A 24,427-nucleotide genomic window follows, 5' to 3' on the forward strand; every position below is an offset into this window, starting at 1 on the left:
GGCGTCCTCTACAATCCGAACATGCCTGCGTTCGCGTTTACCCGTCAACCCGATGCCCTGGCGTGGTTCGGGTCGGGCCACGGCGGACCGATCCTGGCGTCCGAGCATGCCCGGGTGAGCCAGGCCCTCACCAGCCGCTCCCCGCAGCCCTGGCTGTGGGTGTCGCCGCTGGGGGGCGACCCCGCCCATGGCGCCATACCGGCCACGCGCGGCGTGCGCCTGCTGGCCACCGCCACCTCCCACCGCCTGACCGGTCACGTGCAGTGCGGATTGCCGCTGCCGCTGCCCACCGAGGCCGTGGGGGCGATCGTGCTGCAGCACGTGCTGGATGCCGGCGACCCCCAGCCGCTGTTGCAGGAATGCGCGCGGGTGCTCGAACCCGGCGGACGCCTGTGGCTGTTCGTGCTGAATCCGTGGAGCCCGTATCGCCTGCGCTGGCGCGGCGCCGGGCTGGTGCCGCGCGGGCTTGGCCAGTGGCAGCTGCAGTTGGCGGCGGCCGGCCTAGTGGCCTCGCAGCACGTGCTGCACTACGGCCCGGTCTGGCGGGGCGTGCCCGACGCGCCCGGCCATGGACCGGCCCCTTTCCGCGCTGCGCGCCTGCTGGAGGCGGAGAAGCGCGTGGCCGGCCTGATTCCCCCTGCGCCCGTGGCGCGCGCGTGGCGCGCGGCGCCCGCCGCCTGACATCCGACCAAGAGGTTTCATGAAACACGTCAGCATCCACACCGACGGCTCCTGCCTGGGCAATCCCGGCCCGGGGGGCTGGGCCGCGCTCCTGCGCTATGGCGAGAAGGAGCGCGAAGTGGTCGGCGGCGAAGCGCAGACCACCAACAACCGCATGGAGTTGATGGCCGCCATCGCCGCGCTGGAGGTGCTGACCGAAGGTTGCGAGGTCACGCTCCACATCGATTCGCAGTATGTCCGCCAGGGCATCACCGAGTGGATGCCCGGCTGGGTGCGGCGCGGCTGGAAGACCGCCGGCGGCGACCCGGTCAAGAACCGCGATCTCTGGGAGCGCCTGCACGCGGCCACCGCCCGCCACAAGATCGACTGGAAGTGGGTGAAGGGCCACAACGGCGACCCCGACAACGAACGTGTGGACGTGCTGGCACGCAACGCCGCCGTGCGCTTCCGCCACGGGGCGGTGGCGTGACGGTGGCGATCCTGCCGGGCAAGGTCATCGCCGAGACACCGCGCCTGCAACTCCACGCGATGTCCGATCGCGATGACGCCGACGCTGCGCTGATGCTCGCGCTGCTCAACGATCCCGCCTTCATCCGCCATATCGCCGACCGCGGCGTACGCACGCTGGACCAGGCGCGCGACTACCTGCGCGACGGCGCCGTGCGCAGCTACGCGGAGCACGGCTTCGGCATGTACGCGATCCGGCGCAGGGACACCGGCGCCCTGATCGGCAACTGCGGCCTGATCCGCCGCGAGGGACTGGACGCTCCCGACCTGGGGTACGCATTGCTGCCCGGGCACGCCGGCCAGGGCTTCGCGCTCGAGGCGGCACGGGCGGTGATCGCCGATGCCGGCGGACGGCTCGCGCTCACCCGCCTGCGCGCCATCGTCAACCCGGACAACGTGGCCTCGATCGGCCTGTTGCAGAAACTGGGATTCGAATTCGACAGAATGGTCGTGCTGCCGCATGTCGCGCACCCGCTCGACCTGTTCCACCTGCACCTGCCCACGGAAGCCGCCGCCTGATGCGCCAGATCATCCTCGACACCGAAACCACCGGCCTGGAGTGGAAGAAGGGCAACCGCGTCGTCGAAATCGGTTGCGTGGAGCTGCTGGAACGCCGGCCGACCGGTCGGACCTACCACCAGTACATCAATCCGCAGCGCGAGTTCGAGCAGGGCGCGGCGGAGGTGACTGGACTCAGCCTGGAATTCCTCTCCGACAAGCCGCTGTTTGCGGCCATCGCCGACGAATTCCTGGCCTTCATCGACGGTGCCGAACTGGTGATCCACAACGCCGCCTTCGACGTCGGCTTCCTCGATTACGAACTGTCGCGGCTCGGCGAACAGTACGGCCGGCTGGCCGACCGCGTCACCGTGGAGGATTCGCTGCTGCTGGCACGGCAGCGCTTCCCCGGCCAGCGCAACTCGCTGGATGCGCTGTGCAAGCGCCTGGGCGTGGACAACACGCACCGTCAGCTGCACGGTGCGTTGCTGGACGCCCAACTGCTGTGCGAGGTCTACCTCAACTTGACCGCCGGCCAGCGCGAAATCGGCTTCGGCGGGGCCGAGGACGCGGCGCCCGGCGCGACGGCGGCGGCGACCCTGTCCTTCGATCCTGCGGTTGCAGGCGCGCGCCCGCGCGTCACCGCGTCCGCCGACGAACTGGCGGCGCATGAGGCGCGTCTGGCGACATTGCGGAAGAAGGCCGGCGGCCGCTGTCTGTGGGACCCACCGGCGCTGGAAGCTTCCTGATCGCGGCGGACGCGACGAAAAGCAGTCACGACACCGGACAAGGCGGATCACGCGGGGCAGAGCGGAAAGCCTTTACGACACGGATCAAAGCGGATCAAAGCTGATCAAGCGAAGTAGAGCTTGGGTGCCCTGTCTTATCTGCGTTGATCCGCTTTGATCCGTGTCTTCATTCCTTCCCGCAGTGTGGCGGGCGGGATGCCGCCCCGGCAGGGAGGCAGGTCAGTGGCAGCGCACCAGGATGGCGGTGACGTTGTCCGAGCCGCCGCCGTCCAGCGCCGCGGCGATCAGCGTGTCCACGCATTCCTGCGCACTGCAGTCGTCGTGCTTGAGCGTGGCGGCGATGCTGGGATCGTCCACCTCCTCGGTCAGGCCGTCGCTGCACAGCAGCAACTGCATGCCGGGACGCAGTTCCCCGGTCATCGTTTCCACGTTGAGGTGGTTGGGATCGGTGACGCCCAGTGCCTGGGTCACGACGTTGCGGTGCGGATGGGTGCGCGCCTGTTCGCTGGTCAGCGCGCCCTGCGCGATCAGCTCCTGCACGTAGCTGTGGTCCTGGCTCAGTTGCGCCAGCTGGCCTTCGCGCCAGAGATAGGCACGGCTGTCGCCGACCCAGGCCACCTCGAAGCGGTTGCCCTGGATGCGCGCGGCCACCACGGTGGTACCCATCGGCAGGGTGTCGTTGCGGCGACGCGACGTGCGGATGATTTCCTCGTCGGCGATGCGGATGGCCTGGGCCAGCGGCGTGCCATCGCGGATCTCGCGGACGATGGTCTCGCGCGCCAGCGCGCTGGCCACTTCGCCGCAGGCGTGGCCACCCATGCCGTCGGCCACCAGCCACAGGCCCAGCTCGCTGTCGCCGTAGTAGGTGTCTTCGTTCAGCTCGCGCCTGAGGCCGACGTGGGAGATGTGGCCGAATTCGATCATGGTGCCCTGTCTGTGCGGACGGCTTTTTCCTATCCGGTCATACGCAATGATCCGGTTGGACAGGACATCGGGCAAGGTCGGCGCCCCCTGAAGGGCCTGCCGGGGTTCATCGACGTGGAAGCGAGGTGATGCCGCGGACGGGCCAAAGCGTCGGCGCGCTTGTCCGGATGCGGTCCGCCACGTATCATTCACGCCCCCGGGGAAGCCCGGGGCCACCGGAGAGGTGGCAGAGTGGTTGAATGTACCTGACTCGAAATCAGGCATACGTTAATAGCGTATCGAGGGTTCGAATCCCTCCCTCTCCGCCAGTTTCAAGAAAGCCCCCGCAAGGGGGCTTTTGCGTTTGCGGCGGCGTGCCGTGAAGAAGTCCGCGGCGACGGCAGCGCTAGAATGACGCTCTTTCAGCGGAGCCTTCCATGTCCGAGATCCTCGTCCCCGTGTCCTTCGGTGAGCTGCTGGACAAGATCGCCATCCTGCAGATCAAGTCCGAGCGCATGAGCGATCCGGCCAAGCTGGCCCACGTGCGCGACGAACTGTCCGCGCTGGAGAAGACCTGGATGGCCCACCCGGTCGCCGGGCACGACATCGTCGAGCTGCGCGCCCAGCTGAAAGCCGTCAACGAGCGGCTGTGGGTCATCGAGGACGACGTCCGGCTGAAGGAGAAGGCGCAGGCGTTCGACGACGACTTCGTCCGCCTGGCCCGCAGCGTCTACATCGAGAACGACGAGCGCGCCCGCATCAAGAAGGCCATCAACCTGGCGCTGGGTTCCAGTTACGTGGAAGAGAAGTCCTACCAGGACTACCGGACCGCCGGCACGCCCTGACGCTCCACGATCAACCCGCCAGATCGCTCCGCCGCCGCTCGAACGCGGCGATGCCGTCTTCCACGGTGATCAGTTCCATCACGCCGTCGTGCTCGATCTTGGTGCCCCATTTCAGTTCGGCGGCCGGTTTGCCCTTGTAGCGGCGCGCGGCATCCTCGTAACGGTCCACGCAGTAGCGGACGCTCGAGTAGGGCCCGCTGCGCCGCGGGTTGCTGGCCGCGTGCAGGCCGAGCACGGCCGCGCCCATGGCATTGGCGATGTGCATGGGGCCGGAGTCGGGCGTCATCACCAGGTCGGCGCGCGCCAGCAGGGCCGGCAGTTGCTTCAGGGTGTCCTTGCCGACGAGGTCCAGCACCTGTGCCTGCATGGCGGCGATGATCGCGTCGGCCGTCTGCCGTTCCAGTTCGCTACGGCCGCCGCACAGCACCACGCGCCAGCCTTGGGCGGCGGCATGGTCGGCGACGGCGGCGTAGCGGTCGGCGAACCAGTTGCGGCGCACATGGCTGGAACAGGGCGAGATCACCAGCGTGCGCTTGCCGTCGGCAGGCCACTGCGCGGCGGCCCACGCGTGCGCGTCCGCAGGCACCGGCAGATCCCACACAACTTCGGTCTGTTTCAGTCCGAGCGGTTCGCAGAAGCTGCCCATCGCGTCCAGCACATGGATGCCGGGACGGTCTGGGATGCGCTCGTTGATCACCAGCCCATGCAGGTCCTTGGAGCGGCTGCGGTCGTAACCGATGCGGCGCCGCGCCGGGATGAAGGCCGACAGCAGGTTCGCGCGCAGCGCCACCTGCATCTGCAGCAGGGCATCGAAACGGCCGGGCAGTTCGCGGCGCAGCGCCCGCATGCCGGCCAGTCCGGTCTGCTTGTCGTAGGTGTGGAAGGTCACGCCTTCCAGCCCGTCGAGCAGCTTGAAGCCGCCCTTGTCGATCACCCAGTGCACTTGCAGTTGCGGCCAGTGCCGCTGCAGCGTGCGCACCAGCGGCACGACATGGGTCACGTCGCCGAGGGCGGACAGGCGCAGCAGGCACAGTGAGTGGGGAATCGTGGACAAGTGTTGTTAGACTCGCTGGATGGTCGGTTTTGACGCTTCGGAATCCCTGACGCCGTTCCGCGAAGGCAGCGGATACGGTGCGATTCTGTTCGACCGCAAACACCTGCGGCAAGCGGATCCTGACTGGTTCGACCCGGACAAGTGGGGCGAGCGGGCCCGGCCGGTCGAGAGCGGTGGCCGCGGCAGCGCCTGGTTCATCGAGGCGCCGTCCAGCCAGTGCGTGCTGCGCCATTACCGGCGTGGCGGGTTCGCCGCGCGCTTCAGCCAAGACCGCTACCTGTGGCACGGGCCGGACCGGACGCGCAGTTTCGCCGAGTTCCGGCTGACCCGCGCGCTGCTGGCGCGTGGACTGCCGGTGCCGCGTCCGGTGGCGGCCAGTTACGTGCGCGACGGCATGTTCTACCGCGCCGCGATCCTGCTGGAACGGCTGTTGGAGGTGCGCACGCTGGCCGACATCGCCGGCCAGGCGGAGGCGCAGGCGCCGTGGGAAAGCACCGGGCGACTGGTGGCGCGCTTCCATCGCGCCGGCCTGGACCATGCCGACCTCAATGCGCAGAACATCCTGTTCGATGCCAGCGGTCATGGCTGGCTGATCGACTTCGACCGTGGCCGGCTGCGCATCCCCGCCACCGCCTGGCGCGAACAGAACCTCGCGCGGTTGCGGCGTTCCCTGCTCAAGTTGCGCGGCAAGCGCAGCGTGGAGGCGGTCGGCCACGACTTCGCCCACCTGCGTCGCGCCTACGACCACGCCTGGTCGCGGGGCTACTGAGGTGGGCTGGACACTACGCTTCCTGGGCGTGGGCAATGCCGGTGCCGTCGAGCTCGGCTCGGCGATGGCGACGCTGGAGCGCGACGGTGCGCCATGGCTGACCATCGACTGCGGTGGCGAAGGGCTCACCGCCTACCAGGCCCGCTACGACGGCATGCCCGATGCCGTCTTCATCACCCACGTGCATCTCGATCACGTCGCCGGCATGGAACGGCTGTTCGTGGCGAGTTACTTCGATGCGACGCGACGCGGCCAGGTGCGCCTGTACGTGCCGGCGCCGCTGGTGCCGGTGCTGCACCAGCGCATCGCCAGCTATCCGAACGTGCTGGCCGAAGGGGGCGCTAACTTCTGGGATGCGTTCCAACTGATCCCGGTAGGCGACGCGTTCTGGCATGACGGGCAGCGGCTCGACGTGTTTCCCGTCCGCCATCACTGGCCTGACACCGCGTTCGGCCTGCGCCTGCGCGGCAGCGTGGTGTGGACCGGCGATACGCGGCCGATTCCCGAAATGCTGGCGCGCCATGCCGATGCCGGCGAGGTCATCGCCCACGACTGCGCCCTGCATGGCAACCCCTCGCACAGCGGCATCGATGACCTGGAACGCGAGTATCCGGCCGCGTTGCTGGCCCGCTGCGTGCTCTATCACTACGCCAGTGCGGCCGATGCCGAGGCCCTGCGCGCGCGCGGTCATCGCGTTGCGGCGGCGGGCGATGGGCTTGCGCTCGCCACGCCCTTGCCGACCGCGCTGCCATGAATGCCGCCGTGCCGCCGCGCGATCGGCTGGGGCGTCCGCTGCATGACCTGCGGCTGTCGGTCATCGATGCCTGCAACTTCCGCTGCGGCTACTGCATGCCCGCCGACCGCGTGCCCGAGGATTACGGCACCGACGCGTCGCAGCGGCTGTCGTTCGACGAGATCGACACCCTGGTGCGCGCCTTCGTGCGGCTGGGCATGCGCAAGCTGCGCCTGACCGGCGGCGAGCCGCTGCTGCGCAAGCGGCTGCCGGAACTGGTCCGTCGCCTGGCGGTCATTCCGGGACTGGACGACATCGCCCTGACCACCAACGGCATGCTGCTTGCGTCGCAGGCGCAGGCGCTGCACGACGCCGGCCTGCGCCGGATCACGGTGAGCCTGGATGCGCTGGATCCGGACATCTTCGCCGAGATGTCGGGGCGGCGAGGGCAGGTAGGCACCGTGCTCGCCGGCATCGACGCCGCGATGGCAGCCGGTTTCGCGCGCCTCAAGATCAATGCCGTGGTCCAGCGCGGACTCAACGAGGACCAGGTGCTGCCACTGGTCGAACGCTTCCGCGGCACGGGCCATGTGGTCCGCTTCATCGAATTCATGGACGTGGGCGACAGCAACGACTGGCGCCAGGACCGGATGGTGCCGTCGTCGGTGCTGCGCGACCGTATCGCCGCCCGCTGGCCGCTGCATCCGCTGCAGGCGGACTATCGGGGCGAGGTCGCGGAACGGTATGGGTTCGACGATGGCGGCGGCGAAGTCGGCTTCGTCAGTTCCGTCAGCACGCCGTTCTGCGGCGACTGCCATCGTGCGCGCGTCTCGGCGGATGGACGACTGTTCACCTGCCTGTTCGCCGGGGAGGGTGCCGATCTGCGCAGCGTGCTCGCGCATGGCGAGGATGCCCTGGTCGCCCACGTGGCGCAGCTGTGGGCGGCGCGCGGCGACCGCTACAGCGAACTGCGTGGCAGCCCGGAAGTGCGGGACCGCCGACGTGTCGAGATGTATCTTATCGGCGGTTGAATCGCCCAGGACCTTCATGCCCCGCAACGCCCTGACCCATCTCGATGCGAACGGCCGTCCCGCCATGGTCGACGTGTCCGGCAAGGCCGCGACCCCGCGCGAGGCGCTCGCCACCTGCCGCGTGCGCTTTCCCGCCGAGGTGGCGCGCGAACTGAAGCGCAACGGGCTGCGCAGTGCGAAGGGCGGCATCGTGGATACCGCCATCATCGCCGGCACCCTGGCGGTGAAGCGCACGCACGAACTGATCCCGTTCTGCCATCCGCTGCCGATCGACGGCTGCCGGCTGTCGGTGGACTGGGATGGCGATGCCACGCTGCGCATCGACTGCCACGTGCGCACCGTGCACCGCACCGGCGTGGAAATGGAGGCGCTGACCGGCGCCACGGTAGCCGCGCTCACGGTCTACGACATGTGCAAGGCGCTGTCGCACGCGATCGTGCTGGGGCCGGCCAAGCTGGTGGGCAAGCGCGGCGGCAAGCGCGACGTGGGGCAGGTGCGATGACGACGGTGACGCTGCTCTACTTCGCCAGCCTGCGCGAGCGTGCCGGCATCGCCAGCGAAACGATCTCGACGACGGCAGTGGATCTGGCCGGCCTCTACGACGAAGTGCAGGCGCGGCATGGTTTCACCTGGCCGCGCGAACACCTGCGCGTGGCGGTGGACGGCGAGTTCGCGCGCTGGGGCGACGCGGTGCGGGCGGGTAGCGAGATCGCCTTCATTCCCCCCGTGAGCGGAGGCTGAGCATGCCGGGCTTCCTGCTGTCCGATGAACCGTTGGATATCGCTTCGCTGCGTGCGCAGGTGCTCGATCCGCGCGCCGGCGGCTACGCCAGCTTCGAGGGCTGGGTACGCGACCATCACGGTGGCCGCGCCGTCGATGGGCTGGATTACGAGGCTTATGCGGTGTTGGCCGAACGCGAAGGCGGACGCATCCTCGCGGAGGCGAAGGCGCGCTTCGACGTGATCGAAGCCGGCTGCACGCATCGCGTGGGCACGCTGGCCATCGGTGACCTGGCGGTCTGGGTCGGCGTAAGCGCGGCGCATCGCGGCGCGGCCTTCGATGCCTGCCGCTACATCATCGATGAAGTGAAGCTGCGCGTGCCGATCTGGAAGCGCGAGCACTATCGCGAAGGCGATGCGGACTGGCTGCACCCGATGGCGGAGGATGCGGGACCATGAGCCGGACGTTGCCGTTCGCGCTGCTGCTGGCAGGACTGGTCTGCGCGCTGCCTCCCACGGTGCGCGCCGCCGAGCTGCTGGTCGGCAACAAGTCCGCCGATACGGTTTGGCGCCTGTCGCTGCGCGACGGGCGTCGGGTCGGTGAGTTCCGCACCGGCGAGGCACCGCACGAGATCGCGGTCGCACCGGATGGCCGGTCGGCGGTGGTGACCAACTATGGCGAGGCGAAATCCGGCAGCACGCTGTCGGTGCTGGACCTGGTCGGCGGCACGCCGACGCGTTCGATCGACCTGGGCCAGCACGGCGCGCCGCACGGCCTGCGCTTCCTGCCCGATGGCCGCCGCGTGCTGGTGACGACGGAAGCCTCGGCCAGCGTGCTGATCGTGGATGTCGGGACCGGGGAGATCGAACGCGAGATCGACGTTGGCGCCGGCACCGGCCACATGATCGCGGTATCGCCGGATGGCCAGGTCGCGTATCTGACCAAGATCCAGTCCGGCACGCTGAGCCGGATCGATCTGGAGACCGGCACGAAGACGGTGGAGCGCCCCGCCGGCAAGGGTGCCGAAGGCGTGGCGGTCCGTCCGGATGGCGCCGAAGTGTGGGTGACGAATCGCGAAGACGGCACCCTCACCGTGCACGATCCGCGCACGCTCGCGGTCAAGCGGCGGATGAGCAGCAAGGGGTTTCCGATCCGCGTGGTGTTCTCGGCCGACGGCGCGCTGGCCTTCGTCACCAATGCGCGCGCGGCAACGCTGGCCGTGTTCAACGCAAGGACCAAGGTGCCGGTCGCCACCGTGCCGCTGTCGCGCGATGACGTGACCTATCAGCCCACGATGCTGGGCGATGCGGCACTGCCGATCGGCGTGGCGGTCGCGGCCGACCGGCCGCGTGCCTACGTGGCCATCAGCGGCGGCGACCGTATCGCGGTGATCGACACGCAGCGCTGGCAGGTGATCGACTACTGGGTCACCGGTCGCGAACCGGATGCGCTGGGGATCGTCGCGGAGTAGTGGAGCCGCGCCCCGCGATGTTTCCGCCACGATGTCAGTGATGCCGTCGCAACGGCAGGGGACAGCGAATGACCAAAGCCCGAAAAGGCGGTAGCCCGCGCCCCGCGACATGTCCGACGCAATAGCAATGATGCCGTCGCAACGGCAGGAGTCAGCGAATAGCCAACCCCCGAAAAGGCGGTAGCCCCGCCGGCTGACCTCGGCGCCCGCATCAGTCGATACCGTTGCTGCCGCGCCCCGCGATGTTCCCGGTACGGTGGCAATGATGCCGTCGCAACGGCACGAATCAGTGAATAGCCAATGCTTGAAAAGGCGGTAGCCCGCGCTCTGCGACATGTCCGACGCAATGGCAATGATGCCGCCGCAATGGCAGGAGTCAGCGAATAGCCAACCCCCGAAAAGGCGGTAGCCCCGCCGGCTGACCTCGGCGCCCGCATCAGTCGATACCGTTGCTGCCGCGCCCCGCGATGTTCCCGCCACGATCGCAGTGATGCCGTCGCAACGGCATGAATCAGTGAATAGCCAATGCTTGAAAGGGCGGTAGCCAGCGCCCCGCAACATGTCCGACGCCATGGCAATGATGCCGTCGCAATGGCAGGAGTCAGCAGATAGGCAATCGCCCAAAAGGCGGTAGCCCCGCCGGCTGACCTCGGCGCCCGCATCAGTCGATACCGTTGCTGCCTTCCGGCCCTGGCGGGATTTTCAACCTAGCGTCGCGAGGGGCCGACGGGGCCACCATAGACACGAAACCGCGCCGGAGCGCGGTTCGTCGTCGTTCCGCCTAAGCAGAACGCGATGAAACTGGCGGAGAGAGGGGATTCACTCGGCGCTGCGCGCCTCGCCCTGCGGGCGGCTTCGCCGTGCAAACCGCTAAGCGGTTTGTCGAACCCGGGGGTTCTCACCCCCTCTCCACGTCCCGGCGAAACATCACGGACATGGAGCCATCGCTACGTCTTGAAACTGGCGGAGAGAGGGGGATTCGAACCCCCGAAGCGCGGTTTAGACGCTTACACACTTTCCAGGCGTGCTCCTTCAACCACTCGGACACCTCTCCGGGACCTGAATGCGGCCGGGGCTGCTTTCAGGGTCGTGGATTCTAGCCTTCGCAGGGGGGCGGCCACAAGCGAAGTCGACGGGCCCGCGCCGGGCGGAGGGACGACGGGCGGGGCGTGGCACAATGTCGGCATGTCCTACCTCGTCCTCGCCCGCAAGTGGCGTCCCAAGCGTTTTGCCGAGCTGGTGGGCCAGGAGCACGTGGTCCGCGCGCTGACCAATGCGCTGGACAGCGGCCGCGTGCACCATGCCTTCCTGTTCACCGGCACGCGTGGCGTGGGCAAGACCACGATCGCCCGCATCTTCGCCAAGTCGCTGAACTGCGAGAAGGGCACCAGCGCCGATCCCTGCGGCCAGTGCCCGGCGTGCCTGGACATCGATGCCGGCCGCTACATCGACCTGCTGGAGATCGACGCCGCGTCGAACACCGGCGTGGACGACGTGCGCGAGGTGATCGAGAACGCGCAGTACATGCCTTCGCGCGGCAAGTTCAAGGTCTACCTGATCGACGAAGTGCACATGCTGTCGAAGGCGGCGTTCAACGCGCTGCTGAAGACGCTGGAGGAGCCGCCGGAACACGTCAAGTTCCTGCTCGCCACCACCGACCCGCAGAAACTGCCGGTCACCGTGCTGTCGCGCTGCCTGCAGTTCAACCTCAAGCGGCTGGACGAGGAACAGATCCGCGGCCAGATGACCAAGATCCTCAGTGCCGAGGCGATCGAGGCCGATACCGCCGCCATCGTCCAACTCGCACGCGCGGCCGACGGCTCGCTGCGCGACGGCCTGTCGCTGCTTGACCAGGCCATCGCCTATGCCGGCGGCGCGCTGCGCGAGGACGGCGTGCGCACCATGCTGGGCACGGTCGACCGCACCCAGGTCAGCGCCATGCTGGCGGCGCTGGCACAGGGCGACGGCGAGGCGCTGCTGCAGGTGGTGGCGCGGCTGGCCGAGTTCTCGCCCGACTGGGCCGGCGTGCTCGACGCAGTGGCCGAAGCACTGCACCGCATCCAGGTGCGCCAGCTGGTGCCGTCGGCCGATGTGGACGCGGAAGGGGTCGATGTCGACGCCTTCGCCGGACAGCTGCGGCCGGAAGTGGTGCAGCTCTGGTACCAGATGGCGATCAACGGCCGCCGCGACCTGCACCTGGCACCCAGTGGGCGCGCCGGTTTCGAGATGAGCGTGCTGCGGATGCTGGCGTTCCGCCCGGCGCAGGCCGGCGAGATGCGTGGCGAGGCGCGTACATCGCCTGCTACCGCCGTGCCGGCATCGGCGCCGACGGCGGCGCCGTCCGCCGCCAGCACGCCCGTGCCGGTGCAGGCGAAGGTGGCGGCAGCGGAACCGGTGATGCCGCCGCAGCAGATGGCGCGCGAAGAACGTCCCGCCCCGTCGCGCGCCGCCGACGACGACGTGCCGCCCTGGCGTCCTGCCGAACCGGCGGCGGTGGCCGCCCCGGTTGCCGCGCCGGTGGCGTCGACCACGATGCCGGTCGACATCGGCATCACCGATGCCGAGACCTGGCTGCATTTCGCCGGCACCTGCGGGCTCAAGGGCGTGGGCAAGCAACTGGTCGACAACGTCGCCTTCGCCGGTTACGCGAACGGCACGCTGACGCTGGCGCTGGACAGCGGCTTCGACTACCTGCGCTCCGAGCGCACCCTGGGCGAACTCGGCGAGGCCATCGCCAGCCGCTACGGCGTGGCACCGCGGCTTGCCTTCGCCGCGACCACCTCCGACGCCGAGACGCTGAAGCAGCGCAGCCACCGGCAGCGCGACGAGCGCCAGAGCGAGGCCGAGGAAACCTTCATGAACCATCCGGACGTGCGGCAGCTGATGCAGCAGCATGGCGCCAGGCTCGTGCCGGACTCCATCCGACCTTACGAAGAGTGATCACGACATGCGTGGAAACATCGCCCAACTGATGCAGCAGGCGCAGAAGATGCAGGAGAACCTGCAGCGCGCCCAGGAAGAACTCGCCAAGCTGGAAGTCACCGGCAACGCCGGTGGCGGCATGGTCAGCGTGACCCTGACCGGCGCCAAGGAGTGCCGCAAGATCCGCATCGATCCTTCGCTGCTGTCCGATGCGGAGATGCTGGAGGACCTGATCGCGGCCGCGTTCAACGACGCGTCCAACAAGGTCGACGCGGAATCGAAGTCGCGCATGGGCGCGGCCACGGCCGGCATGCCGCTGCCGCCGGGCATGAAGATGCCGTTCTGATGCCGGCGGGAACCGGATGACGGCGGCGCGTCCGCCCACGGTTCCCGGACAACCATGTCCAGTCCGCTGCTCGAACAGCTCATCGAGGCGCTGCGCGTCCTGCCCGGTGTCGGCCAGAAGACCGCGCAACGCATGGCCTACCACCTGCTCGACCGCGAGCGGGACGGCGGCAAGCGCCTGGCCGCGGTGCTGGCCGAGGCGCTGGACCACATCGGCCACTGCGCGCAGTGCCGCGATTTCACCGAAAGCGAGATCTGCGCGCTGTGCGCCAGCGGCAGCCGTGACCGTCACCAGCTGTGCATCGTGGAGTCGCCGTCCGACCGCCTGGCGATCGAACAGGCCACCGGCTACCGCGGCGTGTACTTCGTCCTGCACGGACGGCTGTCGCCGCTGGACGGCATCGGCCCGCGCGAGCTGGGGCTCGAGGCGCTGTCGGCGCGGCTGGCGCAGGGCGAAGTGACCGAACTGATCATCGCCACCAACCCCACCGTCGAAGGCGAGGCCACCGCGCACTATCTGGCGCAGCTGGCGCGCCAGCAGGGCGTGCGCCCCAGCCGGCTGGCGCATGGCGTGCCGCTGGGCGGCGAACTGGAATACGTGGACCGCGGCACGCTGGCGCATGCCTTCGGTGGCCGCAGCGAAATGGCGTGAAGGCGAAGATCCGGCGCCGGGATGCGTGGCCGCATCCCGGCCATCCGCGGCCACGGCAGGCGCTATGCTCCCGAATCCCGAATCCCGAATCCCGCCACATGACCGACACCATCTTCGCCAAGATCATCCGCCGCGAGATCCCGGCCACCATCGTCTATGAAGACGACGAGGTCCTCGGCTTCAAGGACATCGCCCCGCAGGCGCCGGTGCACGTGCTCTTCATTCCCAAGAACGAGGCGATCCCCACGCTCGACGACGTGCGCCCGGAGCAGGCGCACCTGATCGGCAAGCTGGCGCTGGCCGCCGCGCATTACGCGCGCAGCGAAGGGTTCGAGCAGGACGGCTACCGCATCGTCATGAACTGCCGCGAGGATGCCGGGCAGACCGTGTTCCATATCCATCTGCACCTGCTGGCAGGTGCGCCGCTGGGTCGCTTCGGCACGCCGGGCTGACCGCACGGGAGGCGACCGGACAAGAAAAAAGCCGCTCATTGAGCGGCTTTTTTCTTTCACCACGGCGTGGACTTACCACCAGCCCCAGCGGCCCCAGCGCGGACCCCAGAAGGGGTCGTAGTACGGATAGGGGCGGACGACTTCGACCTCGCGCACTTCCGGCCACAGGTAGACCACGTCGGCCGCGACGCGCGGCAACTGGTAGTCGTACTCGCCGATGCGGGTGCTTTCGTAGCCCTCGATCTTGCCGACGAAGGTCACTTCGCGTCCTTCGGCGAACACCGCAGGGTCGTAGAAACCGGCGCGGCAGGCGATGAAGCGCCCGTCGGTGGCGTCCGGCGCCGTGGCCATCGGCCGGCCGGTCGCATTGAGCGGCCGCGACACGAGCTGGAAGCAGGTGGAATTCTGTCCCGGCGCCGTGCTGATGATGCGGCCACCCCAGCGCACCGGTGCGCCGACCTGCGGAGCGCCCACCGAGTCGCGCGGATTGACCTGGGTGAAGCTGCCCTGCAACGGCGCGGGCGCCGTGGCGCAGGCGGAAAGCAGCGCGGCGGCTGCGACGACGGTGGCGAAGCGAAGGTTCATGGCCAGTCTCCAGCGGGTTATGGGCGGTGCCGGCGCAGGTCTTCGATCAGTGCGCGGTGGTCTCCCTCATTCGGAGCGTAGCGCGCATCGGCGAAACGGCGGCTGAGCGAAGCCAGTGCCTGCGCGGCATGCGGACGTCCCGCGGAGACCCGGCGCGCCCAGTCGGTCGGGCTCTCGTGCGGCTCGCGGCCCAGACCGTGCCGGGCATAACGCGCACCGAGACGATGCCAGGCGCGCAGCAGCGGGTCGCGTTCCCGTTCGCCACGTGCCAGCAGCCAGCCCATCCAGACCAGCGCCGCCATGGCGAAGAGGCCGAACAATGCCGTCAGGGCGCCGCCACCGAGCTGCTTGGCGCCGAAACGCTCCAGCAGGCGCGACTGGCGCCGGGCGTCGAAACCCAGCACCAGGTCGTTCCAGCCACGGCGCAGCCAGTCGCCCACCTGGCCCAGGTTCTCGGCCCCGATCAGGCCGGCCATGGCGCCCACCGCGCCGCCGGCGCCCAGGCGATCTTCCAGCGTGTCGTAGATGTTTTCCGGTGCGACCGCCGCGGTCGGGTCCACGCGCACCCAGCCGCGTTGCGGCATCCACACTTCCGCCCACGCATGCGCATCCATGTTGCGCACCACCCAGTAGCGGCCAAGCGGGTTGTAGGTGCCGCCGGTATAGCCGGTGACCACGCGGGCGGGGACGCCCGCGGCGCGCATCAGGAACACGAAGGACGAGCTGAAGTGCTCGCAGAATCCCTGCTGCTGGTCGAAGAGGAACTCGTCGACCGTGTCGCGGCCTGGAAACGGCGTGTCCAGCGTGTAGGCGAAGTCGGCGCGTATCCATTGCAGGGCGCGCGTAACGATCGCCGCATCGTTGCCGCCGGCCTCGCGGCGCCATTGCGCGCCGAGCGCACGCGTGCGCGGATTGAAGCCCGCGGGCAACCGCAGGGCCTGGGCGCGTCGCCATGCCGGCAGGTCCGCTTCGAACTGGGTCGGGCGCGAGGACTGCAGGCGCCAGCGCGTCAGCGAGCTGAGCGGCGCGGGCGTCGCCATGCTGTAGTCGCGTGCCATCCACGCGCCGTCGGGTGTCGCGGTGGGCAGATCCAGCGCCACCAGGTCGCGACGGTCGCTGGGTTCCACGTCCATCTGGTAGTCCCAGCTCACCGCGGCGCGGGTCGTAGCGGCCGGCGGCATGGCGGGCGAAGACGCGCGGCGTGTCCAGGTACGGCCATCGAAATCCGTCAGCACCGGGCCGCGCCAGTACATCTGGCTGGTGGGCGGCGTGGCGCCGAAGAACTGAACGCGCAGCGCCGGCGACTCGTCGGCGATGAGGTCGAGATAACTGCCGGGCGACATGTCGTCGCTGAGGCCCGGCTTCGCCAGGGCCCGTTCGGGTACGCCCCACAGCGGTGACGGGAAGCGCGGGAACAGCCAGAACGCCGCCAGCACCAGCGGCACGCCGATGGCGACCAGCTTGCCGATCTCCCGCGCCTGCTGCAGCGGGCGCGCCACGCCCGCCAGCGATACCGCCTCGGCATCGGCGAGCCGATGCAGCGCAACCAGGGCACCCAGCACGCTGGCCAGGCCCAGCGCCATGCTCAGCGGGCCCTGGTCGAGCAGGAAGGCGGCGAAGGGCGCGAACAGGGCGAAGCCGAGCAGGCTGCGGTTGTCGCGCAGCGTGCGGGTCTCGGTCGGCTTGATCGCCAGCATGCCGGCGAGCAGCGCACAGCCGGTGTCGCGGCCGAACTGCATGCCGGTCACCGACATCACCGCCGCGACCAGCGCCAGCGCCATCAACGCGCGCAACAGGCCGGGCAGGGGGCGACGCCACGACGCCACCGCCAGCACCACGCCCGTGGCCCCGATGCCGAACGCCAGCATCGGTGGCAGCTGGATCAGCAGCGGCAGCAGGCAGGCGCCGGCCGCCGCCAGGGTCCAGCGGCGGCTGAGGCTGTCCAGCGTGGGGACGTCAGTGGGTTTCATGCGGAAGCAGCGCCAGGGCGCGCAGGCAGAGGTGGCGATGCGCAGGGCCGTTGGCCGGCCCCAGTGCGGGGTGGCCGGGCAGCCGCAGCCGGTAGCGGAGTCCTTCGCGTTCGGCGGATTCCACCCAGTGCGCCAGTCGCTGGATCCGGCGTTCGTGCGGCAGCGTCGGCAGCGCCTCCCAGTCCAGTTCCACGTCGCGACCGAGCGGTTGTTCGTAGTCGCGCACCAGCAACTGGTTGCGGCGTGCGGAGGGCTTCCAGGCGATGGCGCGGCGCGCATCGCCGGCGCGGTAGTTGCGCAACTGGTGGACGTCTTCGCCGGCAGGATCCAGGCGTGCCTTGGTGCCCGCGCTGTCGGCGTGCGGAAGCGGCGGACCCTGCACTTCGGTGGCCGGATAGACCAGCAGCGGCGCATCGGGCCAGACCCATGCCCAGGCCCGGGCGAGTCCGAGCGGCTGGGTGGTCGACAGCCGCACCCGGTCCAGGTCGTACCAGCCGCGCCGGTGGGTCGGCAGCGCCAGTTCGACCACGATCCCTTCGGCGGCAGGCAGCAGGATGAAGGCGTGCTCGTTGCCGGCGTCCACGCGCAGGCCATGGCGCACGCGCGCATCGCGCGAGGCGAGCGCGACATGCAGCCGCAGCGGCTCCCCGAGCGGCACCGGGTCTGCGGACAGCGCCTCCACGCGCAGGCCGGCCAGTTGCAGGTGCGCGAAGATCAGGCTGGCCATGGCCGTCGCACCCAGCAACAACGCGAGCAACAGCGCCGGATTGTTGTTGTAGTTCAGCGCCCCCAGCATCATGGCGGACACCAGCGCGGCGAAGAACAGGCCGAACCGCGTGGGCAGCACGTAGATGCGCCTGCGCTCGAGCGCGACCGGCAACGACTCCGGCCGGCGGGGGCGTCCCAGGCGTGCGAAGCGCCGGGCCAGGGTCGGCGCCATGCTCAATCCACCGGCACCGCGTGCAGGATGGCCTTGGCCAGTGCCGCGGCCGACGCCGCCTCCGCTTCCGGCACCAGCCGGTGCGCCGCGACCGCCGCGAACAGGGCCTGGACGTCATCGGGCAGCACATGGCTTCGTCCGAGCAGCAGCGCGTAGGCGCGTGCCGCACGCAGCAGGGCGATGCCCGCGCGCGGCGACAGGCCCACGCGCACCCCGGGGTGCTGGCGGCTGCGCGTCAGCAGCGCCTGCACGTAGTCGATCAGCGCATCGCTGGCATGCACGCCGTTCACCGCATCGCGCAGTGCGAGCACTTCCTCCCCGGACAGCAGCGGCATCGCCTGCGCGATCATCGTGCGGCGATCGCTGCCGGCCAGCAGCTGGCGTTCGGATTCGGCGCTGGGATAGCCGAGCGCCAAGCGCAAGAGGAAGCGGTCCAGCTGCGAATCCGGCAACGGATACGTGCCCGACAGGTCCACCGGATTCTGCGTGGCGATCACGAAGAACGGCTGCGGCAGCGCATGGGTGACGCCGTCCAGCGTCACCTGATGCTCGGCCATCGCTTCCAGCAGCGCGCTCTGCGTGCGCGGCGGCGCACGGTTGATCTCGTCGGCCAGCAGCACGTTGGTGAACACCGGGCCCGGATGGAAGGTGAAGGCGCGTGCCTGCGCGTCGTACACCGACACGCCCAGCACGTCGGCGGGCAGCAGGTCCGAGGTGAACTGCACGCGCTGGAACGTCAGCCCCAAGGTGGCCGCCAGCGCATGCGCCAGCGTCGTCTTGCCCAGGCCCGGCAGGTCTTCGATCAGCAGGTGGCCATCGGACAGCAGGGCCACGAAGGCGAGCCGCACCTCATGCGGTTTGCCGAGCACCAGCGAGTTCACCTGCGCCTGTGCGCGGGCGAGAGCGTCGGCCAAACCTTCGGATAGCATAGGGCGGGTGCTGGGGATAGCGGACATCGCGCTCTCGGTTTCCGATCGTGGGTTGAGGGCAGTGTAGCGAGATGGAAGAAGAACAACGCGCGCGACGATGGTTCCTGGCGGTGTGGGCAATCGTGACGGTCGTCAAGGTCGCGATCGCGGCACGCCTTCCACTGTTCGTGGACGAAGCCTTCTACTGGCAGGAGGGCCGGCATCTGGCGGCGGCCTATTCCGACCTGCCGGGACTGACCGCATGGCTGACGCGGCTGGGCACCGAACTGGGAGGACACCACGTGCTGGCCGTACGCGCGCCGTTCCTGCTGATGGCCGCACTGCTGCCATGGCTGGTCGCCCGCAGCGCCGCGCACTGGTTCGGACCGGCGATCGGCTGGCAGGCGGCGCTGCTGGTCGTGCTGATGCCGCTGTCGGGCACGCTGGGCCTGCTCGCCCTGCCGGATGTGCCGATGGCGCTGGCGACGGTGCTGTGCGCCGATGCCGGCGCGCGCCTGCTGCGCGAAGTCGATGCGATGTCGGCGACCGAGCTGGCGCTGGGCCTGATGCTGGGTGCGCTCAGCCACTACCGTTTCGTCGGCGTGATCGGCGTGGGCCTGCTCGCGTTGCTGTGGTTGCCCGAAGGCCGCAAGGTGCTGCGTGATGCCCGGGTGTGGGTCTCACTGGCAGTGGGCGTGCTGGCATGGGCGCCGTTGCTGGCCTGGAATCTCGAGTACGCCGACGCCGGTCTGCGCTTCCAGTTGCTGGACCGGCACCCGTGGGCGTTCCATGGCGACGGGTTCCGGTTCCTGCTTGTGCAGGCGGCGATGGCAACGCCGCTGCTGTTCTGGGCCATGCTCGTGGTGTGCAGGCGCGGTATCCGCGGCGACGCGCAGGCCGGCACTGCGTGGCGTTATTTCGCGCTGCTGGGCGCGGTCTCGACGCTGGGTTTCTTCGTGCTGGGCTTCTTTGCCGACAACGAACGGGTGAGCTTCCACTGGCCGTTGCCGGGCTACCTCGCCTTGCTCGTGGTGGTGCCGCTGTTGTTGCGGGAATGGTCGCCGGCGTGGCGTCGCGCCACCTGGGGCGTCGCCGCCATCGGCACGCTGCTGATGCTGGGCTATTACGTGGCGGTGTCATCGCCGGGACTGCGTGCGCAGATCGCCGGCAGCAAGTACTACCCGGAGAACTTCGCAGGATGGGATGCGTTGGCCGAGGAGGTGCAGGCGATGCGCGCGACGCTGCCGGCAGGAACCGTGCTGCTGGCGGACAACTTCAAGACCGGTGCGGAGTTGGGCTTCGCCCTGGGCGACGCGGAGATCGCCGTGCTCGACCATCCGCTCAACCACAAGCATGGACGCGCACCGCAGCTGCAGCTCTGGGGCCTGCAGCACGACGGTTCGCGCGATACGCCGTTGCTGCTCGTCGTCGGCGCAACCGACGTGAAGTTCAGTGCGCTGCTCGCTCACTATCAGCAACTGTGCCGGGTGGTGGGTCCGCTGCCGCCCGCGCGCGTGGTGAACATCGACCATGGCGCGCGCCGGTTCCTGCTGTTCGCGCTACCGGCTGAGCGGGGGCAGGGCGATTGCATCACGCCGGTCGTCGCCAACATCGACGTGCCGCAGGCGGGCGCCCGGGTGGAGCGCCGTTTCAACGTCGGGGGCTGGGCGGTGAAGGACGGGGTGGGTGTGTCGAAAGTGGAGGTGCTGCTCGATGGCCGCGTCGTCGCCGAGGCCACCTACGGCGGCGCGAACGAATGGCTGCGCAGCTTCCTCAAGGACGCGTCGCGCGATCCGCGCATGCCGAACGTGCAGTTCACGGCGCAGGTCGATGCCGGCGACGTGCCGGCGGGCCGTCACTGGCTGGGATTGCGGGTGACCGGCGGCGACGGCAGTGTCGAAACCTGGGCGGAGCAGCCGGTCGACATCCAGTGAGGCAGGCCGATCAGGGCAGGTCGAAGCCCGCTTCGCGCAGCATGCGGGCGACCGCGATCAGCGGCAGGCCTACCAGTGCCGTCGGGTCGGAGGATTCGATGGCGTCGAACAGGGCGATGCCCAGGCCTTCCGACTTGAAGCTGCCGGCGCAGTCGAACGGCTGCTCGGCATCCACGTAGCGCTCGATTTCGGCGGGCGTGAGCGTGCGGAAGTGGACCGTGGTGACATCCTGGGCCTGCAGGACCTGCTCCTCGCGGACCAGGCACACCGCGGTGTGGAAGCGGACCTGCCGGCCGGACATGGCGGTCAGCTGGGCGATGGCGGCTTCCCGCTGGCCGGGCTTGCCCAGGGCGTGTCCATCCAGCTCGGCCGCCTGATCGGCGCCGATGACCCAACTGCCGGGGTGCTGGCGGCCGATGGCCTCGGCCTTGGCAAGGGCCAGGCGGACCGCCATGGCGGGCACGGACTCGGCCTCCAGCGGGCTCTCGTCCACCTCCGGACGCGCGATATGGAACGGCACGCGCAGCCGCTCGAGCAGTTCGCGGCGGTAGCGGGAGGTGGAGGCGAGCATGAGCGGCATGGGGTGGAGCACCGGCAGGGGACGGGGCGGGGGAGTCTGACCGGCCCCGGGTCGGGCGGCAAGCCATCGTGATACGTGGGGGTGGTTTGACAGTTCGGGGTTTGATCCTTAACATTCAGCGGCTTATGTCCGCGAATACGCCCGAGATGTTGGATGCTTGGCGCATGGTCGCGGCCCGGCGCAGCTTTGAAGGTCGCCTGCCGTTGTCCTCGTTGACGCGCCTGCAGGGTCTTCTTGTCGATACCGAAGGCGAGGTGCGTTACGCGATCGAATTCGATCGCGACGCCCTGCAGGTGCCTTACATCGGGTTGCGGATCGAGGCGGAGTTGCCGCTGGTATGCCAGCGCAGCCTGCGGCGGTTCGTCCTGCCGGTGACGGTGGAGCAGCGGCTCGGGCTGGTGCGCAGCGAGGATGAGGAGTCCGCGCTGCCGCCCGGCTACGAAGCCCTGCTGGTGCCGGAGGATGGCATGCTGCGCGCCGCCGACCTGGTGGAGGACGAACTGGTCCTCGCCGTGCCGGTGGTGCCGGTGGATCCCGCGTCCGAGGCCGTCGAGCGCGAATGGGTCGCGGACGAAGAAGAGGTGGCGAAGACCAGTCCGTTCGCGGCGCTGGCCTCGCTGAAGAAGAACTAGCCGCTACCGCGGTCTGGCAACACGAACCGCAAGGTTCACCAACAGATACAAGAGCTGGAGCAATCCCATGGCTGTGCAGAAATCCCGCGTCACCCCGTCCCGTCGTGGCCAGCGTCGTTCGCACGACGCGCTGACCGCCAAGCAGCTGTCGACCGACCCGACCACGGGCGAGATCCACCTGCGCCATCACGTGACCGCCGACGGTTACTACCGTGGCAAGAAGGTCATCGCCACCAAGACGACGGCCGTCGAGGAAGATTGATCCGTGCGGCGCGCCCTCCCGCAGGGCGCGCTTCCCGCATGATCAATGACAATCAGGGCCCTTCGTTGGGCCGGCAATGGGAGCATGCATGAGCGAGCCGGGTAACAAGGGGCGCATTTATGCGCGCATCGCCGGTACGGGCAGCTATCTGCCCGAAAAGGTGCTGACCAACGAAGACCTGTCGAAGCTGGTCGATACCAGCGACGAATGGATCCAGTCCCGCACCGGCATCCGTGAGCGCCACATCGCCGCCGAGGGTGAAACCGCCGGCGATCTGGGCTACCAGGCCGCGCTCCGCGCACTCGAGGCCGCCGGCGTCGATGCCTCCGAGATCGACCTCATCGTGGTGGGTACCACCACGCCCGACCTCATTTTCCCGTCCACCGCCTGCCTGATCCAGGCGCGCCTGGGCGCGGCCGGCTGCGCCGCGATGGACGTCAATGCCGCCTGCTCGGGCTTCATCTATGCGTTGAGCGTGGCGGAGAAGTTCATCCGCTGCGGCGATGCCAGGACCGCGCTGGTCATCGGCACCGAAACCCTCAGCCGGATCGTCGACTGGACCGAGCGCACCACCTGCGTGCTGTTCGGCGACGGCGCCGGTGCGGCCGTGCTCAAGGCCGACAGCGAGACCGGCATCCTCAGCACCCATCTGCATGCCGACGGCAGCAAGAAGGAACTGCTGTGGAATCCCGTCGGCGTGTCCAAGGGGTTCAACCCGGACGAGCCGAACAACGGCATCCGCATCCACATGAAGGGCAACGACGTCTTCAAGTACGCCGTGAAGGCCCTCGACAGCGTGGTCGACGAGACGCTCGACGCCAACGGCCTGGACAAGCACGACCTGGACTGGCTGATTCCCCACCAGGCCAACCTGCGCATCATCGAAGCCACCGCGAAGCGGCTGGACATGTCGATGGACCAGGTCATCGTGACCGTCGACAAGCATGGCAACACGTCGTCCGGCTCGGTGCCGCTGGCGCTGGATACCGCCGTGCGCTCCGGTCGCGTGGAGCGTGGCCAGCTGCTGCTGCTGGAAGCCTTCGGCGGCGGCTTCACCTGGGGCTCGGTGCTGCTGCGCTACTGAGTGCCGCGTGGCGGAACCGACGGAAGGCGATGCTGCGAAGCATCGCTTTCTTCGTTTCAGGCCTCGTGCTTCGATACCGCGAGAATCCACGTGCATGTGACGGCGACATCGCGTTGCAGGGCATACGCCCCGGTACAGACAATCCGGCGCGTTCGCCCGTATCATCGCCGCCTGATTTCAGGCAGGGTGTCCGAGTGACTTCCACGCAACTCGCTTTCGTTTTTCCGGGCCAGGGGTCGCAGTCCGTCGGCATGCTGGCCGAACTGTCCGAACTGCATCCGATCGTGCGCGAGACGTTCGCCGAAGCATCGGAAGGCGCCGGCGTCGACCTCTGGGCGTTGTCGCAGGGCGGCCCCGAGGAGATGCTCAACCGCACCGAATACACGCAGCCCGCGTTGCTCGCGGCCGGCATCGCCACCTGGCGTGCATGGCAGCAGCAGGGCGGCGCGCAGCCTTCGCAGCTGGCCGGCCACAGTCTCGGCGAGTACACCGCGCTGGTCGCCGCAGGCGCGCTGTCGCTGAAGGATGGCGCCCACCTCGTGCGCCTGCGCGGGCAGCTGATGCAGGACGCCGCGCCTGCGGGTGTCGGCGCGATGGCGGCCGTGCTGGGTGCCGAGGATGCGATGGTGGCGGAGGTCTGCACGCAGGCATCCGACAGCAAGGTCGTCGTGCCCGCCAACTACAACTCGCCGGGCCAGATCGTGATCGGCGGCGACGCCGACGCGGTCGATCGCGCGATTGCGATGCTCACCGAACGCGGCATCCGCAAGGTGGTGAAACTGGCGGTCAGCGTGCCGTCGCACACGCCGCTGATGCGCGAAGCCGCCAACCGGTTGGCGGAGGTCATGGCCGGTCTGTCATGGCATGCACCGTCGCTGCCGGTCGTGCAGAACGTCGACGCCCAGGTGCACGACGGCGTGGATGCGATCCGCGACGCGCTGGTGCGCCAGCTGTACCTGCCCGTGCGCTGGACCGATTGCGTGCAGGTGCTGGCATCGAACGGCGCCACGCGCATCGCCGAATGCGGCCCCGGCAAGGTGTTGGCCGGTCTGGTGAAGCGCATCGACAAGGGCCTGGATGTGCGCGCCATCGGTGGCGTGGGCGATTTCCAGGGTGCACTCGCGGACTGGCAGGCCTGACGCACGCTGCGTCCGTTCGCTTATCCTGATCCGCTGCATGCCGAACCGTTCCGAGGACATC

General features: G+C 69.1%; 28 protein-coding genes, 2 tRNA genes and 2 other RNA genes. 22 read left to right on the top strand and 10 right to left on the bottom strand.

Translation table 11 applies throughout. The annotated features are described in order from the left end of the window. The 4 genes from MMG85_RS13225 to dnaQ form a co-directional block, all read left to right on the top strand. Positions 1-681, top strand: a 681-nt coding sequence (locus tag MMG85_RS13225; RefSeq protein ID WP_345778854.1) for a methyltransferase domain-containing protein, incomplete at its 5' end; no start/stop codon positions are given. 19 nt (positions 682-700) lie between these two features. Then, positions 701-1,150, top strand: a complete 450-nt coding sequence (gene rnhA / locus MMG85_RS13230; RefSeq protein WP_241046471.1) for a ribonuclease HI — start codon at positions 701-703, stop codon at positions 1,148-1,150. Then, positions 1,147-1,707, top strand: coding sequence for a GNAT family N-acetyltransferase (locus tag MMG85_RS13235; protein ID WP_345778855.1), 561 nt, complete (start codon positions 1,147-1,149; stop codon positions 1,705-1,707). The genes rnhA and MMG85_RS13235 overlap by 4 nt, the downstream gene beginning before the upstream one ends. Then, positions 1,707-2,435 (top strand): DNA polymerase III subunit epsilon, encoded by a 729-nt coding sequence (gene dnaQ / locus MMG85_RS13240; RefSeq protein ID WP_241046472.1) that lies wholly within the window; start codon positions 1,707-1,709, stop codon positions 2,433-2,435. Before MMG85_RS13235 ends, dnaQ begins: the two co-directional genes overlap by 1 nt. A gap of 219 nt (positions 2,436-2,654) precedes the next feature. Here the strand turns inward: dnaQ and MMG85_RS13245 are convergent, their stop codons facing one another. After that, positions 2,655-3,359, bottom strand: coding sequence for a PP2C family serine/threonine-protein phosphatase (locus MMG85_RS13245; protein ID WP_055942014.1), 705 nt, complete (start codon positions 3,357-3,359; stop codon positions 2,655-2,657). 217 nt (positions 3,360-3,576) lie between these two features. On the opposite strand from MMG85_RS13245, the gene MMG85_RS13250 reads away from it, so the two are divergent. Both MMG85_RS13250 and MMG85_RS13255 read left to right on the top strand, forming a co-directional pair. Then, a tRNA-Ser gene (locus MMG85_RS13250) sits at positions 3,577-3,667 on the top strand. A 108-nt stretch (positions 3,668-3,775) separates the two neighbouring features. After that, entirely contained in the window at positions 3,776-4,183 is a 408-nt protein-coding gene (locus tag MMG85_RS13255) for a DUF6165 family protein (protein ID WP_241046473.1), read from the top strand. A 10-nt stretch (positions 4,184-4,193) separates the two neighbouring features. On the opposite strand, the gene MMG85_RS13260 is transcribed toward MMG85_RS13255, so the two are convergent. After that, positions 4,194-5,237: a glycosyltransferase family 9 protein gene (locus MMG85_RS13260; protein WP_241046474.1), complete on the bottom strand. Its 1,044-nt coding sequence runs from the start codon at positions 5,235-5,237 to the stop codon at positions 4,194-4,196. 19 nt (positions 5,238-5,256) lie between these two features. Between MMG85_RS13260 and MMG85_RS13265 the strand changes: the two genes are divergently transcribed. From MMG85_RS13265 to MMG85_RS13295, 7 genes are read left to right on the top strand one after another with little or no spacing between them, the layout of a single operon-like run. Continuing rightward, positions 5,257-6,006, top strand: coding sequence for a 3-deoxy-D-manno-octulosonic acid kinase (locus tag MMG85_RS13265; RefSeq protein ID WP_241046475.1), 750 nt, complete (start codon positions 5,257-5,259; stop codon positions 6,004-6,006). A 1-nt stretch (position 6,007) separates the two neighbouring features. Continuing rightward, a complete protein-coding gene (locus MMG85_RS13270) occupies positions 6,008-6,760 on the top strand; it encodes an MBL fold metallo-hydrolase (RefSeq protein WP_241046476.1) in 753 nt (250 codons plus the stop codon). After that, positions 6,757-7,770: a GTP 3',8-cyclase MoaA gene (moaA, locus tag MMG85_RS13275; protein WP_241046477.1), complete on the top strand. Its 1,014-nt coding sequence runs from the start codon at positions 6,757-6,759 to the stop codon at positions 7,768-7,770. The genes MMG85_RS13270 and moaA overlap by 4 nt, the downstream gene beginning before the upstream one ends. Positions 7,771-7,786: 16 nt before the next feature. Continuing rightward, on the top strand, positions 7,787-8,272 hold the full coding sequence (gene moaC, locus MMG85_RS13280) for a cyclic pyranopterin monophosphate synthase MoaC (protein ID WP_241046478.1): 486 nt from the start codon (positions 7,787-7,789) through the stop codon (positions 8,270-8,272). Continuing rightward, positions 8,269-8,511, top strand: a complete 243-nt coding sequence (locus MMG85_RS13285) for a MoaD/ThiS family protein (protein ID WP_241046479.1) — start codon at positions 8,269-8,271, stop codon at positions 8,509-8,511. Before moaC ends, MMG85_RS13285 begins: the two co-directional genes overlap by 4 nt. Positions 8,512-8,513: 2 nt before the next feature. Further along, positions 8,514-8,948 carry a molybdenum cofactor biosynthesis protein MoaE gene (locus tag MMG85_RS13290; protein WP_241046480.1) on the top strand — a complete coding sequence of 145 codons (435 nt, stop codon included), beginning with the start codon at positions 8,514-8,516 and terminating at the stop codon, positions 8,946-8,948. Then, positions 8,945-9,961, top strand: coding sequence for a beta-propeller fold lactonase family protein (locus tag MMG85_RS13295; RefSeq protein ID WP_241046481.1), 1,017 nt, complete (start codon positions 8,945-8,947; stop codon positions 9,959-9,961). Before MMG85_RS13290 ends, MMG85_RS13295 begins: the two co-directional genes overlap by 4 nt. A 633-nt stretch (positions 9,962-10,594) precedes the next feature. On the opposite strand, the gene ffs is transcribed toward MMG85_RS13295, so the two are convergent. The 3 genes from ffs to MMG85_RS13310 all read right to left on the bottom strand — a co-directional run bounded on the left by ffs (position 10,595) and on the right by MMG85_RS13310 (position 11,015). Then, positions 10,595-10,691: signal recognition particle sRNA small type (ffs, locus tag MMG85_RS13300), an RNA gene on the bottom strand. A 72-nt stretch (positions 10,692-10,763) separates the two neighbouring features. Further along, positions 10,764-10,883: non-coding RNA, RtT sRNA (locus MMG85_RS13305), on the bottom strand. Positions 10,884-10,922: 39 nt separating this feature from the next. Further along, positions 10,923-11,015: transfer RNA gene (locus MMG85_RS13310), tRNA-Ser, on the bottom strand. Between the two features lie 131 nt (positions 11,016-11,146). On the opposite strand from MMG85_RS13310, the gene dnaX reads away from it, so the two are divergent. From dnaX to MMG85_RS13330, 4 genes are all read left to right on the top strand, one after another. Further along, positions 11,147-12,901, top strand: a complete 1,755-nt coding sequence (gene dnaX, locus MMG85_RS13315) for a DNA polymerase III subunit gamma/tau (protein WP_241046482.1) — start codon at positions 11,147-11,149, stop codon at positions 12,899-12,901. 7 nt (positions 12,902-12,908) lie between these two features. Beyond that, complete coding sequence (locus MMG85_RS13320) at positions 12,909-13,229, top strand: YbaB/EbfC family nucleoid-associated protein (RefSeq protein WP_055942081.1); 321 nt, start codon at positions 12,909-12,911, stop codon at positions 13,227-13,229. A 54-nt stretch (positions 13,230-13,283) separates the two neighbouring features. After that, entirely contained in the window at positions 13,284-13,880 is a 597-nt protein-coding gene (gene recR, locus MMG85_RS13325; protein ID WP_241046483.1) for a recombination mediator RecR, read from the top strand. 98 nt (positions 13,881-13,978) lie between these two features. Further along, on the top strand, positions 13,979-14,332 hold the full coding sequence (locus MMG85_RS13330) for a histidine triad nucleotide-binding protein (protein ID WP_055942087.1): 354 nt from the start codon (positions 13,979-13,981) through the stop codon (positions 14,330-14,332). Between the two features lie 72 nt (positions 14,333-14,404). Here MMG85_RS13330 and MMG85_RS13335 read toward each other — a convergent pair whose 3' ends face one another. Genes MMG85_RS13335 through MMG85_RS13350 form a run of 4 tightly spaced genes read right to left on the bottom strand, consistent with a single transcriptional unit; the run spans position 14,405 to position 18,756 of the window. Beyond that, a complete protein-coding gene (locus MMG85_RS13335; RefSeq protein ID WP_241046484.1) occupies positions 14,405-14,917 on the bottom strand; it encodes a Slp family lipoprotein in 513 nt (170 codons plus the stop codon). Positions 14,918-14,934: 17 nt separating this feature from the next. Continuing rightward, positions 14,935-16,887: a DUF3488 and transglutaminase-like domain-containing protein gene (locus MMG85_RS13340; protein ID WP_241046485.1), complete on the bottom strand. Its 1,953-nt coding sequence runs from the start codon at positions 16,885-16,887 to the stop codon at positions 14,935-14,937. Then, positions 16,874-17,827 (bottom strand): DUF58 domain-containing protein, encoded by a 954-nt coding sequence (locus tag MMG85_RS13345; protein WP_241046486.1) that lies wholly within the window; start codon positions 17,825-17,827, stop codon positions 16,874-16,876. The genes MMG85_RS13340 and MMG85_RS13345 overlap by 14 nt, the downstream gene beginning before the upstream one ends. Before the next feature lie 2 nt (positions 17,828-17,829). After that, a complete protein-coding gene (locus tag MMG85_RS13350) occupies positions 17,830-18,756 on the bottom strand; it encodes an AAA family ATPase (RefSeq protein ID WP_241046487.1) in 927 nt (308 codons plus the stop codon). Positions 18,757-18,827: 71 nt separating this feature from the next. Here MMG85_RS13350 and MMG85_RS13355 point away from each other — a divergent pair, with 71 nt between their 5' ends. Continuing rightward, positions 18,828-20,669, top strand: a complete 1,842-nt coding sequence (locus tag MMG85_RS13355) for a glycosyltransferase family 39 protein (protein ID WP_241046488.1) — start codon at positions 18,828-18,830, stop codon at positions 20,667-20,669. Between the two features lie 10 nt (positions 20,670-20,679). Here MMG85_RS13355 and MMG85_RS13360 read toward each other — a convergent pair whose 3' ends face one another. Next, the gene (locus tag MMG85_RS13360; RefSeq protein WP_241046489.1) at positions 20,680-21,249 is read right to left on the bottom strand and encodes a Maf family nucleotide pyrophosphatase; all 570 of its coding nucleotides are present in this window, start codon (positions 21,247-21,249) and stop codon (positions 20,680-20,682) included. Positions 21,250-21,374: 125 nt separating this feature from the next. On the opposite strand from MMG85_RS13360, the gene MMG85_RS13365 reads away from it, so the two are divergent. The 4 genes from MMG85_RS13365 to fabD all read left to right on the top strand — a co-directional run bounded on the left by MMG85_RS13365 (position 21,375) and on the right by fabD (position 24,366). Next, complete coding sequence (locus MMG85_RS13365) at positions 21,375-21,881, top strand: YceD family protein (protein WP_241046490.1); 507 nt, start codon at positions 21,375-21,377, stop codon at positions 21,879-21,881. A gap of 67 nt (positions 21,882-21,948) precedes the next feature. Then, positions 21,949-22,143 carry a 50S ribosomal protein L32 gene (rpmF, locus tag MMG85_RS13370; protein WP_055942113.1) on the top strand — a complete coding sequence of 65 codons (195 nt, stop codon included), beginning with the start codon at positions 21,949-21,951 and terminating at the stop codon, positions 22,141-22,143. 88 nt (positions 22,144-22,231) lie between these two features. Continuing rightward, positions 22,232-23,227, top strand: a complete 996-nt coding sequence (locus MMG85_RS13375) for a beta-ketoacyl-ACP synthase III (RefSeq protein ID WP_241046491.1) — start codon at positions 22,232-22,234, stop codon at positions 23,225-23,227. 194 nt (positions 23,228-23,421) lie between these two features. Continuing rightward, positions 23,422-24,366 carry an ACP S-malonyltransferase gene (fabD, locus tag MMG85_RS13380; RefSeq protein ID WP_241046492.1) on the top strand — a complete coding sequence of 315 codons (945 nt, stop codon included), beginning with the start codon at positions 23,422-23,424 and terminating at the stop codon, positions 24,364-24,366. The last annotated feature ends 61 nt before the right edge of the window (positions 24,367-24,427 follow it).

The sequence above is a fragment of the Pseudoxanthomonas sp. LH2527 genome, from assembly GCF_022539275.1.
In the GTDB taxonomy this organism is placed as follows: Bacteria; Pseudomonadota; Gammaproteobacteria; order Xanthomonadales; family Xanthomonadaceae; genus Pseudoxanthomonas_A.

What these genes read in the sequence shown, in the direction of transcription:
- MMG85_RS13365 (WP_241046490.1), top strand. Translation starts at nt 21,375, where the DNA reads ATGTCCGCGAATACGCCCGAGATGTTGGATGCTTGGCGCATGGTCGCG.
- MMG85_RS13265 (WP_241046475.1), top strand. Translation starts at nt 5,257, where the DNA reads ATGGTCGGTTTTGACGCTTCGGAATCCCTGACGCCGTTCCGCGAAGGC.
- MMG85_RS13290 (WP_241046480.1), top strand. Translation starts at nt 8,514, where the DNA reads ATGCCGGGCTTCCTGCTGTCCGATGAACCGTTGGATATCGCTTCGCTG.
- dnaQ (WP_241046472.1), top strand. Translation starts at nt 1,707, where the DNA reads ATGCGCCAGATCATCCTCGACACCGAAACCACCGGCCTGGAGTGGAAG.
- MMG85_RS13360 (WP_241046489.1), bottom strand. Translation starts at nt 21,249, where the DNA reads ATGCCGCTCATGCTCGCCTCCACCTCCCGCTACCGCCGCGAACTGCTC.
- MMG85_RS13335 (WP_241046484.1), bottom strand. Translation starts at nt 14,917, where the DNA reads ATGAACCTTCGCTTCGCCACCGTCGTCGCAGCCGCCGCGCTGCTTTCC.
- MMG85_RS13255 (WP_241046473.1), top strand. Translation starts at nt 3,776, where the DNA reads ATGTCCGAGATCCTCGTCCCCGTGTCCTTCGGTGAGCTGCTGGACAAG.
- moaA (WP_241046477.1), top strand. Translation starts at nt 6,757, where the DNA reads ATGAATGCCGCCGTGCCGCCGCGCGATCGGCTGGGGCGTCCGCTGCAT.
- MMG85_RS13375 (WP_241046491.1), top strand. Translation starts at nt 22,232, where the DNA reads ATGAGCGAGCCGGGTAACAAGGGGCGCATTTATGCGCGCATCGCCGGT.
- moaC (WP_241046478.1), top strand. Translation starts at nt 7,787, where the DNA reads ATGCCCCGCAACGCCCTGACCCATCTCGATGCGAACGGCCGTCCCGCC.
- dnaX (WP_241046482.1), top strand. Translation starts at nt 11,147, where the DNA reads ATGTCCTACCTCGTCCTCGCCCGCAAGTGGCGTCCCAAGCGTTTTGCC.
- MMG85_RS13345 (WP_241046486.1), bottom strand. Translation starts at nt 17,827, where the DNA reads ATGGCGCCGACCCTGGCCCGGCGCTTCGCACGCCTGGGACGCCCCCGC.
- MMG85_RS13285 (WP_241046479.1), top strand. Translation starts at nt 8,269, where the DNA reads ATGACGACGGTGACGCTGCTCTACTTCGCCAGCCTGCGCGAGCGTGCC.
- MMG85_RS13320 (WP_055942081.1), top strand. Translation starts at nt 12,909, where the DNA reads ATGCGTGGAAACATCGCCCAACTGATGCAGCAGGCGCAGAAGATGCAG.
- rpmF (WP_055942113.1), top strand. Translation starts at nt 21,949, where the DNA reads ATGGCTGTGCAGAAATCCCGCGTCACCCCGTCCCGTCGTGGCCAGCGT.
- rnhA (WP_241046471.1), top strand. Translation starts at nt 701, where the DNA reads ATGAAACACGTCAGCATCCACACCGACGGCTCCTGCCTGGGCAATCCC.
- MMG85_RS13350 (WP_241046487.1), bottom strand. Translation starts at nt 18,756, where the DNA reads ATGCTATCCGAAGGTTTGGCCGACGCTCTCGCCCGCGCACAGGCGCAG.
- MMG85_RS13245 (WP_055942014.1), bottom strand. Translation starts at nt 3,359, where the DNA reads ATGATCGAATTCGGCCACATCTCCCACGTCGGCCTCAGGCGCGAGCTG.
- recR (WP_241046483.1), top strand. Translation starts at nt 13,284, where the DNA reads ATGTCCAGTCCGCTGCTCGAACAGCTCATCGAGGCGCTGCGCGTCCTG.
- MMG85_RS13340 (WP_241046485.1), bottom strand. Translation starts at nt 16,887, where the DNA reads ATGAAACCCACTGACGTCCCCACGCTGGACAGCCTCAGCCGCCGCTGG.
- MMG85_RS13295 (WP_241046481.1), top strand. Translation starts at nt 8,945, where the DNA reads ATGAGCCGGACGTTGCCGTTCGCGCTGCTGCTGGCAGGACTGGTCTGC.
- MMG85_RS13330 (WP_055942087.1), top strand. Translation starts at nt 13,979, where the DNA reads ATGACCGACACCATCTTCGCCAAGATCATCCGCCGCGAGATCCCGGCC.
- MMG85_RS13355 (WP_241046488.1), top strand. Translation starts at nt 18,828, where the DNA reads ATGGAAGAAGAACAACGCGCGCGACGATGGTTCCTGGCGGTGTGGGCA.